Below are 14338 nucleotides of genomic sequence, written 5' to 3'. Positions count from 1 at the left end.
AAAATAAATAACATTAAAAATAACGAAGATGGAAGTTACAGGAAAAATTAAAATGCTTGGGGATGCAAAAAATGTGGGAAGCGGAAGTTTCTTGAAAAGAGAATTAGTTGTAACCACGGAAGAACAATATCCACAACATATTTTAGTGGAATTTGTACAAGATAAATGTGATTTATTGAATAGTTTTAAAGTTGGTGAAGCGGTAAAAGTTTCTATCAATTTAAGAGGACGCGAATGGGTTGATCCACAAGGAGTAACTAAATATTTTAATGCAATTCAAGGATGGAGAGTAGAAAGAGTAGCTACTGAAGCGACTTCTGCGCAAATGCCTCCAATGCCGGCTGCTGAAGCTTTTGCACCAGCAACCAACCTAAACGAAGAAGAAGCTGACGATTTGCCATTCTAAGAGATAAAAAAGTTAGAACTTATAAGTCAGAAGTTTGAGTTTTTACTTGAATTTCTGACTTTTTTTATTTTTTTTGAAATTGCCATTTATTTTTGAAATGTAAAAATGTATTATTTATCTCCAGATTTATTTTTCCCTCCTGTTTCCCAAGCCAATCGCGATGGAATCTTGGCCATTGGTGGGGATTTATCATCAGATCGCTTGCTACTAGCTTATAACAGTGGAATCTTTCCTTGGTTTGAAAATGGGGAGCCCATTATGTGGTGGTCACCAAATCCCAGAATGGTTTTATTTCTAGATGAATTGATTGTTTCAAAAAGTATGCGAAACATTCTGAATAGAGATAGTTTCAAAGTTACTTTCAATCGGAATTTTAGAGACGTAATTTCAAACTGCCAAAACATCAAGCGCGACGGGCAAAATGGGACTTGGATTACCAATGATATGATTGAGGCTTATTGTAAACTGAACGAACTAGGAATTGCAAAGTCAATCGAAGTTTGGCAAAATGAGCAACTCGTAGGCGGATTATACGGGATTGATTTGGGTCGTGTTTTCTGTGGTGAAAGTATGTTTTCTAAAGTTTCTAATGCTTCCAAAGTAGCCTTTATTGCTTTGGTGAACCAATTAATAAAAGAAAATTACAAACTATTGGATTGCCAAGTTTATAATCCACATCTTGAAAGTTTGGGTTGCAGAGAAATAGAACGCGATGAATTTATGGAACTATTGAAGAGCGAATAATATTTAGAATTTCAACTTCTTAAAACTCCAATCCAAGCTATTGAATACTACCAATTCATTTTTTAAAGTTGGTAAATCCATAATTAATTTCAGCGTTTCATGCGCCATCATGGTTCCAATTATCCCAGGAAGTGTGCCTAATACGCCATTAAAGCTGCAGTTGGGCACGTCTTTTGGATTTGGTGGTTCTGGAAATAAGTCGCGAAGATTTTTATTTTCATTGTGAATGAAAACGGCCATCTGTCCTTCAAATTTTAAGATACTGCCATAGATTAATGATTTGCCTGATGCTACACAGGTATCATTTACTAGATAACGGGTTTCAAAGTTATCGCTCCCATCCACAATCACTTCAAAATCCATGATGATTCGACCGGCATTTTCGATTGTTAATTTTTCGTCAAAAGCGATGATCTCAATTAATGGATTTAAAGTTTTTAAAACTGATCTTGCCGTAATCGCTTTGGATTGCCCAACTTGTTGCTCTGTAAATAAAATTTGGCGGTGTAAATTGTGTAGTTCGATTTTGTCAAAATCAACGATTCCGATAGTTCCGACTCCAGCCGTTGCAATATATTGCAAAATAGGGCATCCTAATCCGCCAGCGCCAATCACTAAAACTTTCGCTTTTTTGAGTTTTTCTTGCCCGGAATCTCCTATTTCCGGCAACATCATCTGTCTGTTGTACCGTAAAAAATCTTGTATAACACTCATTCTTTCTACTATCAAAAAATCTATTTATATCTAATTTCTTCTTTAAAAATCAAAAATTAGCAATCTTTAATATCGTTAATTAACAATCTAAAATTATTTAAAGCTTCTATCCCAATCTTTCCAAACAGGTTCGTATCCGCTGCTGGAAATGACTTTTGCAATCTCGGCAGCGGACCGTTCGTCGCTAATTTCAAATTGCTCTAATGATTGCGGATCAACGACATAACCACCAGGATTAGTTTTTGAACCAGCACTCATACTTGTAATCCCAATTGGGATAATATTATCACGAAATTTTTCATTCTCCCTAGTTGATATGGAGATTTCTAAATCTTCATTCCATAAACGGTAGGCACAAATCAATTGTGTTAAATCTTTATCATCCATGATAAAGTTGGGTTCAATAACCCCTTCGGCTGGTCGTAATCTAGGAAAAGAAACAGCATATTTAGTTTGCCAGTATTTTTTTTGTAGATAATCTAGGTGTAGCGCATTAAAAAAACTATCGGTACGCCAATCCTCCAATCCCAATAAAACGCCCAAACCTATTTTATGAATGCCCGCAGTGCCTATTCGATCTGGCGTTTCCAGACGAAAATCAAAATTGGATTTCTTTCCTTTAGTATGGTACTTTTTATAGACTTCCTGATGATAGGTTTCTTGATATACTAAAACAGAATAAACACCAGCTTTATGCAATTGCTCATATTCAGCGGTCGAAAGCGGTTGCACTTCTATTGAAATGATAGAAAAATCATTTTTTATTTGTTCAATGGCTTTTAAAAAATAATGAATATTTACTGTGTAATTCGCTTCTCCCGTTACCAGTAAAACATGATCAAAACCAGCGCTTTTTAAAGCTTCGACTTCCAATGTTATTTCGGCCTCAGTGAGGGTTTTTCGCTTGATTTTGTTATCTAAACTAAAGCCGCAATAGGTGCAAATGTTCTGGCATTCGTTACTCAAATATAAAGGCGCATACATTTGAATCGTTTTGCCAAACCGTTTTTTTGTTAATTCGTGGCACTCTTGAGCCATTGGTTCTAAATAATTTTGCGCAGCAGGTGAGATTAAAGCTAAAAAATCATCGAGATTTCGGGTTCTCTTTGCTAGTGCCCGTTCCACATCTTGCGCTGTGGTTTGGTATATTTTGGTTTTGATCGCATCCCAATCGTAATTTTCAAAAACCGTTTTAAAAGTGTTCATGTTTTTAATTATTTAAAATTATTTAGGCGTGACAGCTGTTTTGAAAATCCTGTTCGTTCCTCTCCGTATTTTCAAAACAGCCGTCGGGCTATTCGTTTCAATCTTTTTTTGTACCGTTTGAAAAAACCGGTACAAAAAAAGGATTTTCACTGCTATCCCTCACGCAAAACGTGGGAAAAACGCATTCTCTAACCATTCATCTTTTTAATTTACTGTTAAAAAGAATTGAAATTTGTCAGGGTGAGCACGTCATCATGATTATAATGAAGCACGAAAGGTTGTTTATTAGCCGTTTGTAATCTCGACTGCGCTCGATTTGACAAAAACACAACAGTAATTTCAAAGACTATTTTGTATTGTTAAGTTTGAATCATTACAACAGCCTATGTCAAAGTTTTAAACTTTGACATAGGCTGTTGTAAAACAACCTTTTATTGTAATCCTATTTATTCGTTTAATATAATTTCAATTCATTTTTTTATCCGTTTTCATCTCCATCTCCTTTGGAGAGGGCTAGAGAGGATCAATCATATAAAAATGCTGTCAACGGACTCGAAGCCACCGCGCGATTATACTGTTGTCCAAGTTTGGCTTCGAAGGCTTTGCGTCCTGCAATAACCGCTGCCCTAAAAGCTTCTGCCATCAGTTTTGGATTTCCCGCAATAGCTATAGCGGTATTTACTAAAACAGCATCGGCACCCAGTTCCATGGCTTTTGCCGCATCAGAAGGCGCCCCAATTCCGGCGTCGATAATCACAGGAACATTACTTTGTTCGATTATGATTTCTAAAAAATCGATTGTTTTCAAACCTTTGTTGCTGCCAATGGGGGAGCCCAAAGGCATTACTGCCGATGTACCAGCATCTTCCAATCGCTTGCACAAAACAGGATCAGCATGAATATAGGGTAAGATGATAAATCCTAATTTGGCCAATGCTTCTGTTGCTTTTAAGGTTTCAATAGCATCAGGCATTAAATATTTTGGGTCAGGATGAATTTCGAGTTTGAGCCAGTTGGTTTCTAATGCCTCTCGCGCTAATTGTGCTGCAAAAATGGCTTCTTTGGCATTTCGAGCACCCGAGGTATTGGGCAATAAATTAATGTGTGGATGTTTAAGATGTGATAAAATGGCATCCGTTTCGGTTTCTAAATCGATACGTTTTAGCGCAACAGTTACTAATTCGCTTCCTGATGCTAGAATGGCTTCTTCCATCTGTAGATTCGAACCAAATTTCCCTGTGCCTAAAAACAATCGTGACTCAAAGATTTTATCTCCTATTTTAAATGGTAACATATAATTGTCTGTTAAGTTGGGTGATCAATTGCGATAGATTTTCATTTTGGGTAATCAAACCAGAAACGGCTATGCCATGAATTCCGGTTTGCATCAGACCTTGAACATTTTTCATTGTGATGCCGCCAATGGCATAAATGGGAATTTGGATGTTTTTTATCTTCATTTGTTTGATAATTGAGTCATAGCCTTCCAATCCTAAAATTGGACTTAAATTTTGTTTGGTTGTCGTAAATTGAAACGGACCCAAACCAATATAATCGCAGTTTTCAGCAGTTCTTTGCAGTACATCTTCCCATGTATTTGCAGTGCCGCCTATGATTTTTGTGCTTCCTAAAATGAGTCTTGCTTCATGGATGCTCCTATCACTCAAACCTAAATGGACTCCGTCAGCATCCAATAGCTTTGCAAAATGCACATTGTCATTGATGATAAAAGTGGCTAAATATTCTTTGCACAATTTTTTTACGGCTTCTGCCAAAGTGAAAGCTTCAAATTTATTTTGATTTTTGAATCGCAATTGAATCCAATCGCAACCATTGTCCAGCGCTTTGTGGATGTTATACAATTGTTCTTCGATTGTATTTCCCTGTGAAATATATTGTAACTTATTATACATGATGGTATCCTAATTTAGTTTTGTTGGATTGCAAGAAGGTTTCTATATATATTTTAGCAGTACTGCAAGCTGTTTGCAGGTCTTGTTCTAAAGCTAAATTGGCAGTTATAGCTGCTGATAATACGCAGCCTGAGCCATGCTTTTCGGAAACCAAAGTCTCTTTTGGCAACAGCCGGAAAACGTCATTTTCCCTGTATAAATAATCAATACCTATTTCGTCTGGATTATGACCGCCTTTTAGTAAAACAGCACAATATTTCGAAAGGATTACTGCAATTTTTCGGGCATTAATTTCTTCCGAGGACAGCTGTAAAATCTCATTGTAATTGGGTGTTATCAAATCAATTTTTTCTAATATTTCAATCAAAACAGTTTGGTTTTCGATGGTTGTAAAACTGAATTCTGTGGTAGATTTCAAAACCGTATCCCAAACTATTTTTGTTTTTGGCGAAAGCCTTTTTATAGCAAAAACAATTTCTTTTAAATAATCCAATGAAGGAACAATGCCAATTTTTACTGCCTGAACAGTGTAACTTTTGAATAGCACTTTTATGGAACGCAAAACAAATGTTAGGTCAGTCCATTCTATTTCGAAGAATTCATTTTCGGTTTGAATCGTATTGCCTGTATTGATGGCAAAACCAGTCACGCTATGCTGCTCGAATGTTTTTACATCCGCTAAAACGCCTGCGCCCCCTGAAGGATCAAAGCCAGCGATGGTTAATACGAATGGACGATTTGTTGACATATTTTAAAATTTTCTATTGGGTTGTTTTGATTCCAAATTGTTCCTAAAAGCGCTGCATCATCAAAGCCAGCTTGTATTGTTTTTTGGATATTGCTAGCTTCCATTCCACCTAGTCCAATTATTTTAGTCTTGAAGTTGGTTCTCTTTTTTATTTTCTCGAATAAATCGCGTTTTGGAGCATAATCGACTTTTGAAATTGAGGAATACACGGGACTTAAAAAAGCATAATCAAAATTGGAATCTAAATCATTGAAATCCTCGATACAATGTGTCGAAGTCGATAAAATAAAATCCAATTCTTTATAACTTTTTAATTTAGACTCATTTATGGAGGTGCGATTACTTTCTGTAAAATGAATGCGATGAATTCCAAGGGATTTCGCCAAATGATGGTGGCTGTGTAAAACCAGATGTTCTCTATATTCCAGTCCAATTGCCAGTACAACAGCATTCAATTCTTCTATTGAAAAGTCAGGTTTTCGGACATGAAATACTTGCATTCCTTCCTGAAAAAGAGAATGGATTATTGCTATTTCATTTTGAATTGCTATTGGACTGGATATAATTATCATGTTTTTGAATTTCTTGCAAGATCTATTTGGACCTTGTACCTATTGAGCTAATTGATTTAAGAAACCTAAAAGGTTTTGAAAGCCTTGCAGGAGTATTAACTATAAATCTCTTTTCCTTGTTCGATAAACTCTTCTGATTTTTCTTTCATGCCTTTTTCGGCTTCAGCAACATCACGAATTTCATGTGAGATTTTCATAGAACAAAATTTAGGACCACACATCGAGCAAAAATGAGCCACTTTGGCACCGGCTGCAGGTAATGTTTCATCATGGAATTCACGTGCTGTATCCGGATCTAAAGACAAGTTGAATTGATCTTCCCAGCGGAATTCAAATCGTGCTTTGCTCAATGCGTTGTCACGGTATTGTGATCCGGGATGACCTTTGGCTAAATCAGCGGCATGAGCCGAAATCTTATAGGTAATCACACCGTCTTTAACGTCTTTTTTATTGGGTAAACCAAGGTGCTCTTTTGGCGTAACATAACATAGCATAGCACAGCCGTACCATCCAATCATTGCCGCTCCAATGGCAGAAGTAATGTGGTCGTAACCTGGTGCAATATCAGTGGTTAACGGACCTAAAGTATAAAATGGCGCTTCGTCACAATGTTCTAATTGTTTTTCCATATTCTCTTTAATCATGTGCATGGGCACATGACCTGGGCCTTCAATAAACACCTGAACATCATGTTTCCAAGCCACTTTAGTGAGTTCGCCAAGTGTTTCCAATTCGGCAAATTGGGCCGCATCATTTGCATCTGCGATAGAGCCGGGACGCAAACCGTCTCCTAATGAAAAGGCTACATCGTATTGTTTCATGATTTCGCAAATATCTTCGAAATGCGTGTAAAGAAAGTTTTCTTTGTGGTGAAACAAACACCATTTTGCCATGATAGAACCACCACGGGAAACAATTCCAGTAACGCGGTCGGCTGTTAAATGGATGTAACGCAATAAAACGCCGGCATGAATGGTGAAATATGAAATTCCTTGTTCTGCTTGTTCAATTAAGGTATCGCGGTATACTTCCCAAGTTAAATCTTCGGCAATACCATTTACTTTCTCTAAAGCTTGGTAAAGAGGTACAGTTCCGATGGGCACGGGAGAATTTCGGATAATCCACTCTCTGGTTTCGTGAATGTTTTTTCCTGTAGATAAATCCATAATCGTATCTGCTCCCCAACGACAAGCCCAAACTGCTTTTTCTACCTCTTCTTCTATAGTCGAAGTCACGGCGCTGTTGCCGATATTTGCATTAATTTTCACTAAGAAATTACGTCCCACAATCATCGGTTCGCTTTCTGGATGGTTAATGTTGTTTGGAATAATGGCGCGGCCTCTGGCTACTTCGCTACGAACAAATTCAGGTGTAATTTTAGATTTTGGAGTATTAGCTCCAAAACTGTTTCCGCCGTGTTGGCACTGCATCGCTTTGGTTTGATTTTCCAATAATTCTAAGCGTTGGTTTTCACGAATAGCAATGTATTCCATTTCGGGAGTTATGATTCCCTGTTTTGCGTAATATAATTGAGACACATTAGCTCCTTTTTTGGCGCGCATGGGTTTGTGTAAATATTCAAAACGCAAGTCGTTTAGTTTTTCGTCATGGAGGCGTTGTTTCCCATATTCAGAAGAGATTTCAGATAATTCTTCCACATCATTGCGATCTAGAATCCATTGTTCCCGAATGCGAGGCAATCCTTTTCGAATGTCAATTTCGATATTTGGATCTGTGAATGCCCCTGAAGTGTCGTAAACGGTTATTGGAGGATTTTTTTCTATTCGCCCGTTTGATAATTGTGTATCAGCCAATGTAATTTCTCGCATTGCCACTTTTATGGGATGAATAGTACCATCTACGTAGATTTTTGTAGAGTTAGGGAAAGGAGTGCTGGATATTTTATCTTCGTTGTTCATTTATGGATGTCTTAAAGGTGTAAAGTCAAAAGTTTTTATGTGTGTTGTTCAGCGGTTTTTAGCTCAGGCAGATTTTGGAGATTGAGCATATTTTTTTTCTTATTTTTTAAATCGTATTTAGTCTTTTTTATAAAATAATTTGATCGTATTCCGAGTTCTGCTAGGGATAGTAATGGAAAGCCCGTAAAGTTGAAAGCCAAATAAAACAAGGATTAGTGAAGCGACCGAAAGGAAGCTTAGACTAAGACTATGTTTTATGGGATTGCCACTGCGGACTTGAAATGGATAGCCCGCTCGAGCAGCCAAACTAGCCTCCTTGAGTGGCAGAGATGATGAGAATATCGTCTGTTTCTTGAATGTAATGGACATTCCAATCCGATTTTGGAATAACGAAGTTGTTTATGGCTATGGCGATTCCGTTTTGTTTGATGGGAATTTCCAAGTCAAGGAGTGCCTGAACAGTAAGACTGTCGGTTGTAAATTGTTTCGTTTGATTGTTGATTTTGAGTTCCATTCCTTTTGGTTTTAGTATATAGTTATACTTTAGGAATGGCTACAATGACGCATAAAAATGCGTGCAGAAGTCATCTTACTTTTCCCTACGCTAGTATGAACTAGATCAGGTTCAGAGGGTAATTCTCAGCCTACAATGTTGTAGACACCCCTAAAGTGTGGGGCAAATGTAGGGAAGTTTTATATATAAGTTTACTATTTAACGTTTTAAATTCATAACTCCTACTTCGGGGGTTGGGGGGCTTTCCAGCAATTTTCCAAATGATCATTAACGATTCCGGTGGCTTGTAGGTAGGCGTAAACTACGGTTGATCCTACGAATTTGAATCCTCGTTTTTTTAAATCTTTGCTGATCATGTTAGAAAATGGAGTAGTAGCAGGAACATCTTTCAGAGAATTTCGGTTGTTGATAACGGGTTTTCCATCAACAAAATTCCAAATATAATTCGAAAAACTCCCAAATTCCTCTTGGATTTTTATAAAAGCTTGCGCATTGGTTACAGCGGAATAGACTTTGAGTTTGTTCCGAATAATACCAGCATCTTGCAATAAATCGAGGATTTTATCATCGTTGTACTGAGCAATTTTTTGATAATCAAAGTGGTCAAACGCTTTTCTAAAATTTTCTCTTTTGTTCAAAATGGTAATCCAACTTAGTCCTGCCTGAAACGTTTCTAAAATTAAAAACTCGAATAAAGTAGCGTCATCATACGCGGGAACGCCCCACTCTTCGTCATGGTATTTTTTGTATAAATCACTCGAAGTGCACCAACCACATCGTATTTTCTCGTCCATAGTTATTCTTTTTCTGAGGCCAAATAGTTTTTTATAATGTAGTGACCTAAATAAATTAAAGGAGTTAAGAGAATTGCAATACCGAGTTTAAAGGTATAACCCGTCAATGCGGAAGTGAGGAACGTATCAAAATTTATTTTTCCTGGTAAATAAAAGGCAATTCCTAAAACTATAAAAGAATCAAATAGTTGAGAAATAACGGTAGAACCCGTTGCTCTGAGCCAAATTTTCTTATTTCCTGTTCTGTTTTTGAAAAACCAAAAAACAGTTACATCAATCAATTGAGAAACCAAGAAGGCAATGATGCTACCTACGATGATCCACATACTTTGTCCCAAAACAGCAAAGAATTGCGCATCATTTACAGGGCTGATTCCTTTGGCTGCGGGAATACTTATAGCCAAAAGTAGAATTAGGAAGGAATAGGCAATCAATCCAGCTGTAATTAAGGATAGTTTTTTAACACCCTTTTCGCCAAAATACTCATTGATTAAATCAGTGGTTAAGAAAACGATAGGCCAAGGCAAAATCCCAATACTCATCACAAACGGACCAATTTGAATTAATTTTCCGCCAATCAGTTCGGCTGTTACTGCATTGGTAATAAAGATTCCGGCTAAAATTACAAATACTACTTCTTTTTTGGTTTTGAACATAAATAAAAATTAGTAGTCAAATTTAGTGTTTTAATCTTTTTTAGGATTATCCAAGTTTTAAATTTTTTCAGCAGTGGTAGGTTGTAATTGTTAACCCTATATAAGAACGGTTTACTACAAAAGTAACTTATGCTTATGAAAGTTTGGGAAGCCCATTATTTACAGTGTTATAAGAATAATTTTATAATTTTTTGAAAAATTGTAGTAAAATAATTAGGTTAAATTGTTTTTTTTTTTTGATTTGCACTCGGACGTCCAAAAACACTTACTAAAAAGTTTAGTAAGACAAAAATCAAATTATTTTAAAACTATAAAAAAATTCTTATAAAGTGCAACTTTATTAGTTGCCTTTTCGTTAACTTCGTTTGCAGGAGAGAAGGGAGCAAATAAAGCAGAAGTTGAAAATTACCCTTTTTTGAAATCACAAGCTAATCAAGACTTAGTTGGAACTTGTTATGTAACTATTAGTGCGTACGATGAAGAAGGCAATAAAGTTAAAACTTGGGTTTTACAATTTAATAATGTAGAATCCGCAGAAGACTGTAATCAAATTGGTGGTATGGTTGAAAAAGCCTTGACTAGTTTATAATTTTTAAGAGTTCAGGTTATTAACTTGAACTCTTTTTAATTGCCATTAAAATAATTAAAAAGATGAAAAGAATAATTATAATACTTGTAATGGCTATCCAATCAGTTAATAGCTTTGGTCAAAATAAAATGTTGAATGTTGAATATGAGATATTTTATAATACTGATATACCTAATACACAATATGCTAATTTATTTGTTAATGGATCTAAAGAAGAATCAATTTACATAAAAAAAAGTGATTCTAAAGTAAATAAACAAGTAAAGAGAGAAGAGGACAACTCAATATCGATTACCTACAAGTCAAAAAGAAGTAGTGCTACTTATTTTAACTTTAAAAAAGATACTCTAATTAGTTCTGAAAGTGTTTTTGGTGAAGAGTATCTAATTACAGAAAAAACACCTAAAATGCATTGGGAATTAATTGATGAAACCAAAGTTAAAGACGCTATTACTTTATCAAAAGCGATATGCGAATTTAGAGGAAGAAAATACATAGCTTGGTATGCATTAGAATTTCCACTGAAATATGGGCCATGGAAATTACATGGTTTGCCAGGTCTTATTTTTGAAGTATATGATGAAACTAAAAGATACAATTGGTATTTAAAAAAATTAAATTATGAAACACTAGATGAATCCGTTTTTGTCATGGACACTCAAAAAGCTAAAATAATTGACATTAAGGAATACGCTAAAATAAAATACAATACTGAATCAACAGATGAAAAGCTATTAACGAAAATGCCACGGGGTACTACAATAGTTAGTTCACAAGTATTTAGAAATGGTTTAGAAATTAAATTTGAATGGGAAAAATAAAATTGATAGTCTTCTTTGCATTTTTTTCTTTAAACGCAATTGCTCAAATTAAAATAGCAGGTAGTGTTATCGATATTCAAAACAAACCAATTCTGTCGGCTAGTATTATTCTAAAAGATAACAATGGCAAGATTATTTCATATACGTACTCAAATGAATTGGGTAAATATAATATAAGTACAAACAACAAAGGAAAGCTTATTTTAGCTGCAAATGCTATGGGATTTGAGCAAAAAAGTATTGATATTGAAATAGAAGGTAACGACATCAAGGATATAGTTTTTGATTTAACACCTAAAAGTAATGAATTACAAGAAGTAACAGTTACAGCTTTTCGTCCAATAACAGTTGATGGTGATAAGGTCATTTTTGATGTCAAATCTTTTGCGCAAGGGAACGAGCAAGTTGTAGAAGATTTATTAAAAAAAATACCGGGACTGAATATTGATGCCAATGGAACCATAAAAGTAGGTAATCAAGAAATTGAAAAGGTGATGATTGATGGAGATGATCTATTTGAGCGAGGCTATAAAATTTTAACTAAAAACATGCCTGTAAGTCCAATTGAAAAAGTGGAACTTTTACAACGATATTCTAATAATAAGCATTTAAAAGGCATTGAGAGCACCAATAAGGTGGCATTGAATCTCACCTTAAAAGAAGATGCCAAACGCATTTGGTTTGGCAATATGCAAATAGGCTATGGATTGGTAACGGCGAACCGATATGAAGTCAAAAGTAATTTAATGAATTTTGGTAAGAAAAATAAACATTATTTTTTAACTAATTTTAACAATATAGGATTTGATGCCATTGGAGATATTGATAATTTGATAAGGCCGCAAAGTGTAAGTGAACCTGGTAGGATTGGCGATGACCAATCCGTAAAAAGTTTAATAGTTTTGGGATTTGAGATGCCAAACTTAAAAAAACGCAGAGTCAATCTCAACAATGCCGAAATGCTATCGCTTAACAGTATTTTTACACTTTCAAAAAAAATCAAGTTGAAGACTTTAGGTTTCTTAAATACCGATGAAAATAATTTTTTTAGAAACGGTTTCCAGCAATTCTCCGTTGGGAATACTACTTTTACTAATACCGAGGATTTTTTAGGGAGAAAAATACAACTCACAGGTTTTGGAAAAGTAGATGTAACGTATGATATTACAAAAACTAAAACTCTTGAATACACAGGGAAATTCAATAAAACCAATGAAAAAAACCGAAGTGATTTACTCTTCAACAACGATTTATTAAACGAACAATTAAATGCGAACAATCAACTTTTTGACCAAAAAGTAGTTTTTACAAATAAGTTCAAAGAGAAAAAAGTATTCTTACTCTCAGGCAGATACATCAACGAAAAAACGCCACAAAATTATGCTGTTAATCAGTTTATTTTTCAAGATTTATTTAGCGAAAATGCCAATAGTATTAAACAATTCAGCGAAAACAGAATGCAATTTGCAGGTATTGAGGGGCATATATTAGACAAAAAAGAAAGTGGTGATTTGCTTGAAGTAAAGTTTGGCAATCAATTACGAATAGATCAGCTAAACACGAGATTTGAATTGTTAGAAAATGGTAACAATCTTTCGCTCCCAACTGGCTATCAAAACAAGTTAAGATATGCTACAAACGACTTGTATTTATCTGCAAAATATCGCTTCAAAATAAAAAGCTTTACCTTATTGACTCAATCAGATTTTCATCAATTATTCAATGAACTGCAAAACTTTAATGTTAAAACCAATCAAAATCCATTTTTCATTATTCCAAAAATAGGCTTAGATTGGAAAATAAACGACAAAAATAAAATAGTAACTTCCTACTCTTACAACACAACAAACGCTGGAGTTTTAGACGTTTATTCTGGTTTTGTACAAACGGGTTTTCGTTCCTTTTCGAAAGGGTTAGAAGACTTTAATCAATTGAACTCTTCAAGCGCTATTTTCAATTACACTTATGGCAATTGGGGCGACAAGTTTTTTGCCAATACCTTTATTTTATATTCCAAAAGCAATGATTTTTTTAGCACCAATTCCATCATTGCTCAAAACTTTTCACAATCTGAAAAAATAATCATCAAGGATAGAGAATTTGTATCATTTTCTACTAGCATCGATCGTTATTTTAAATCCATCAAATCCAACTTAAAAATCAATATAGGAGCAACCAAAACTAATTTTAAAAACATCGTCAACAATTCCAATCTTCGCGAAGTAAAAAACTTCAATGCGGATTATGGTTTGGAATTGCGTTCTGGTTTCAAGGGCTTTTTCAATTATCACTTAGGGTCAAAATGGAATTACAATCAAGTGAAAACCACTGTTACGAATGGTGGATTCAATTAATTAATGCGAATTCCTGATTATTGTTTAATAATTGTAAATATACTTCATTTGGAGAATCAAATTGATGCCTTTTCCGAGGTCTATTATTTAACTTTTCTACTACTATTTGTACCTGTACATCTGTTATCATTTCGAAGTTTGAACCCTTTGGGAAATACTGCCGGACTAAACCATTTAAATTTTCATTTGCACCTCTTTCCCAACTGCAATAAGGGTTTGCAAAGTAATAATCTATTTCTAAAGCTTGTGCTATTAATTCATGTTTTGCAAATTCCTTACCATTATCCGATGTATATGCTGCGACCTATTCGCGATGCAACTTTTTTAGAAACTTAAGATAGTTTTTTAAGTTTTCATTTCTATTTTCTAGGCTAAAATCGGAAATAAC

At 34.9% G+C, this 14338-nt stretch carries 15 protein-coding genes, 1 pseudogene and 1 riboswitch; of the genes and pseudogenes, 5 read left to right on the top strand and 11 right to left on the bottom strand.

Translation table 11 applies throughout. The features are described from left to right. The first annotated feature begins 28 nt into the window (after positions 1 to 28). Entirely contained in the window at positions 29 to 406 is a 378-nt protein-coding gene (locus tag BUC11_RS04835; protein WP_073352464.1) for a DUF3127 domain-containing protein, read from the top strand. A gap of 105 nt (positions 407 to 511) precedes the next feature. Continuing rightward, on the top strand, positions 512 to 1150 hold the full coding sequence (gene aat / locus BUC11_RS04830) for a leucyl/phenylalanyl-tRNA--protein transferase (RefSeq protein ID WP_073352462.1): 639 nt from the start codon (positions 512 to 514) through the stop codon (positions 1148 to 1150). Positions 1151 to 1153: 3 nt separating this feature from the next. On the opposite strand, the gene BUC11_RS04825 is transcribed toward aat, so the two are convergent. The 10 genes from BUC11_RS04825 to BUC11_RS04780 all read right to left on the bottom strand — a co-directional run bounded on the left by BUC11_RS04825 (position 1154) and on the right by BUC11_RS04780 (position 10186). Beyond that, a complete protein-coding gene (locus tag BUC11_RS04825; RefSeq protein ID WP_073352460.1) occupies positions 1154 to 1864 on the bottom strand; it encodes a HesA/MoeB/ThiF family protein in 711 nt (236 codons plus the stop codon). Between the two features lie 93 nt (positions 1865 to 1957). Continuing rightward, positions 1958 to 3070, bottom strand: a complete 1113-nt coding sequence (gene thiH, locus BUC11_RS04820; protein ID WP_073352458.1) for a 2-iminoacetate synthase ThiH — start codon at positions 3068 to 3070, stop codon at positions 1958 to 1960. A 523-nt stretch (positions 3071 to 3593) separates the two neighbouring features. Continuing rightward, a complete protein-coding gene (locus BUC11_RS04815; RefSeq protein WP_073352456.1) occupies positions 3594 to 4364 on the bottom strand; it encodes a thiazole synthase in 771 nt (256 codons plus the stop codon). Further along, positions 4351 to 4983, bottom strand: coding sequence for a thiamine phosphate synthase (locus BUC11_RS04810; protein ID WP_073352455.1), 633 nt, complete (start codon positions 4981 to 4983; stop codon positions 4351 to 4353). Before BUC11_RS04810 ends, BUC11_RS04815 begins: the two co-directional genes overlap by 14 nt. Further along, on the bottom strand, positions 4976 to 5731 hold the full coding sequence (locus tag BUC11_RS04805) for a hydroxymethylpyrimidine/phosphomethylpyrimidine kinase (RefSeq protein ID WP_073352453.1): 756 nt from the start codon (positions 5729 to 5731) through the stop codon (positions 4976 to 4978). The genes BUC11_RS04810 and BUC11_RS04805 overlap by 8 nt, the downstream gene beginning before the upstream one ends. Beyond that, on the bottom strand, positions 5704 to 6303 hold the full coding sequence (locus BUC11_RS04800; RefSeq protein WP_073352449.1) for a thiamine phosphate synthase: 600 nt from the start codon (positions 6301 to 6303) through the stop codon (positions 5704 to 5706). Before BUC11_RS04800 ends, BUC11_RS04805 begins: the two co-directional genes overlap by 28 nt. Before the next feature lie 95 nt (positions 6304 to 6398). Next, positions 6399 to 8222 (bottom strand): phosphomethylpyrimidine synthase ThiC, encoded by a 1824-nt coding sequence (thiC, locus tag BUC11_RS04795; protein ID WP_073352447.1) that lies wholly within the window; start codon positions 8220 to 8222, stop codon positions 6399 to 6401. Between the two features lie 307 nt (positions 8223 to 8529). Continuing rightward, the gene (gene thiS, locus BUC11_RS04790) at positions 8530 to 8736 is read right to left on the bottom strand and encodes a sulfur carrier protein ThiS (protein ID WP_073352445.1); all 207 of its coding nucleotides are present in this window, start codon (positions 8734 to 8736) and stop codon (positions 8530 to 8532) included. 65 nt (positions 8737 to 8801) lie between these two features. Next, positions 8802 to 8898: riboswitch (TPP riboswitch) on the bottom strand. A gap of 59 nt (positions 8899 to 8957) precedes the next feature. Continuing rightward, positions 8958 to 9530, bottom strand: coding sequence for a DNA-3-methyladenine glycosylase I (locus BUC11_RS04785; protein ID WP_073352443.1), 573 nt, complete (start codon positions 9528 to 9530; stop codon positions 8958 to 8960). Between the two features lie 2 nt (positions 9531 to 9532). Beyond that, positions 9533 to 10186, bottom strand: a complete 654-nt coding sequence (locus BUC11_RS04780) for a queuosine precursor transporter (RefSeq protein WP_073352441.1) — start codon at positions 10184 to 10186, stop codon at positions 9533 to 9535. Between the two features lie 415 nt (positions 10187 to 10601). Here BUC11_RS04780 and BUC11_RS16920 point away from each other — a divergent pair, with 415 nt between their 5' ends. From BUC11_RS16920 to BUC11_RS04770, 3 genes are all read left to right on the top strand, one after another. Then, on the top strand, positions 10602 to 10775 hold the full coding sequence (locus BUC11_RS16920) for a hypothetical protein (RefSeq protein WP_175547730.1): 174 nt from the start codon (positions 10602 to 10604) through the stop codon (positions 10773 to 10775). A gap of 62 nt (positions 10776 to 10837) precedes the next feature. After that, the gene (locus BUC11_RS04775; protein WP_073352439.1) at positions 10838 to 11596 is read left to right on the top strand and encodes a GLPGLI family protein; all 759 of its coding nucleotides are present in this window, start codon (positions 10838 to 10840) and stop codon (positions 11594 to 11596) included. Then, positions 11584 to 13950: a carboxypeptidase-like regulatory domain-containing protein gene (locus BUC11_RS04770; RefSeq protein ID WP_084129520.1), complete on the top strand. Its 2367-nt coding sequence runs from the start codon at positions 11584 to 11586 to the stop codon at positions 13948 to 13950. The genes BUC11_RS04775 and BUC11_RS04770 overlap by 13 nt, the downstream gene beginning before the upstream one ends. Here the strand turns inward: BUC11_RS04770 and BUC11_RS04765 are convergent. Continuing rightward, positions 13943 to 14242, bottom strand: a pseudogene (locus BUC11_RS04765) (IS30 family transposase); the annotation flags it as partial. The gene BUC11_RS04770 and the pseudogene BUC11_RS04765 sit on opposite strands and share 8 nt — an antisense overlap. Positions 14243 to 14338: the final 96 nt, after the last annotated feature.

Source organism: Flavobacterium xanthum, assembly GCF_900142695.1.
Taxonomy (GTDB): domain Bacteria; phylum Bacteroidota; class Bacteroidia; order Flavobacteriales; family Flavobacteriaceae; genus Flavobacterium; species Flavobacterium xanthum.
This window is presented reverse-complemented; position numbering and strand designations above follow the sequence as displayed.

Coding starts and splice junctions, on each gene's coding strand:
- BUC11_RS04835 (WP_073352464.1), top strand. CDS start 29: ATGGAAGTTACAGGAAAAATTAAAATGCTTGGGGATGCAAAAAATGTG.
- aat (WP_073352462.1), top strand. CDS start 512: ATGTATTATTTATCTCCAGATTTATTTTTCCCTCCTGTTTCCCAAGCC.
- BUC11_RS04825 (WP_073352460.1), bottom strand. CDS start 1,864: ATGAGTGTTATACAAGATTTTTTACGGTACAACAGACAGATGATGTTG.
- thiH (WP_073352458.1), bottom strand. CDS start 3,070: ATGAACACTTTTAAAACGGTTTTTGAAAATTACGATTGGGATGCGATC.
- BUC11_RS04815 (WP_073352456.1), bottom strand. CDS start 4,364: ATGTTACCATTTAAAATAGGAGATAAAATCTTTGAGTCACGATTGTTT.
- BUC11_RS04810 (WP_073352455.1), bottom strand. CDS start 4,983: ATGTATAATAAGTTACAATATATTTCACAGGGAAATACAATCGAAGAA.
- BUC11_RS04805 (WP_073352453.1), bottom strand. CDS start 5,731: ATGTCAACAAATCGTCCATTCGTATTAACCATCGCTGGCTTTGATCCT.
- BUC11_RS04800 (WP_073352449.1), bottom strand. CDS start 6,303: ATGATAATTATATCCAGTCCAATAGCAATTCAAAATGAAATAGCAATA.
- thiC (WP_073352447.1), bottom strand. CDS start 8,222: ATGAACAACGAAGATAAAATATCCAGCACTCCTTTCCCTAACTCTACA.
- thiS (WP_073352445.1), bottom strand. CDS start 8,736: ATGGAACTCAAAATCAACAATCAAACGAAACAATTTACAACCGACAGT.
- BUC11_RS04785 (WP_073352443.1), bottom strand. CDS start 9,530: ATGGACGAGAAAATACGATGTGGTTGGTGCACTTCGAGTGATTTATAC.
- BUC11_RS04780 (WP_073352441.1), bottom strand. CDS start 10,186: ATGTTCAAAACCAAAAAAGAAGTAGTATTTGTAATTTTAGCCGGAATC.
- BUC11_RS04775 (WP_073352439.1), top strand. CDS start 10,838: ATGAAAAGAATAATTATAATACTTGTAATGGCTATCCAATCAGTTAAT.
- BUC11_RS04770 (WP_084129520.1), top strand. CDS start 11,584: ATGGGAAAAATAAAATTGATAGTCTTCTTTGCATTTTTTTCTTTAAAC.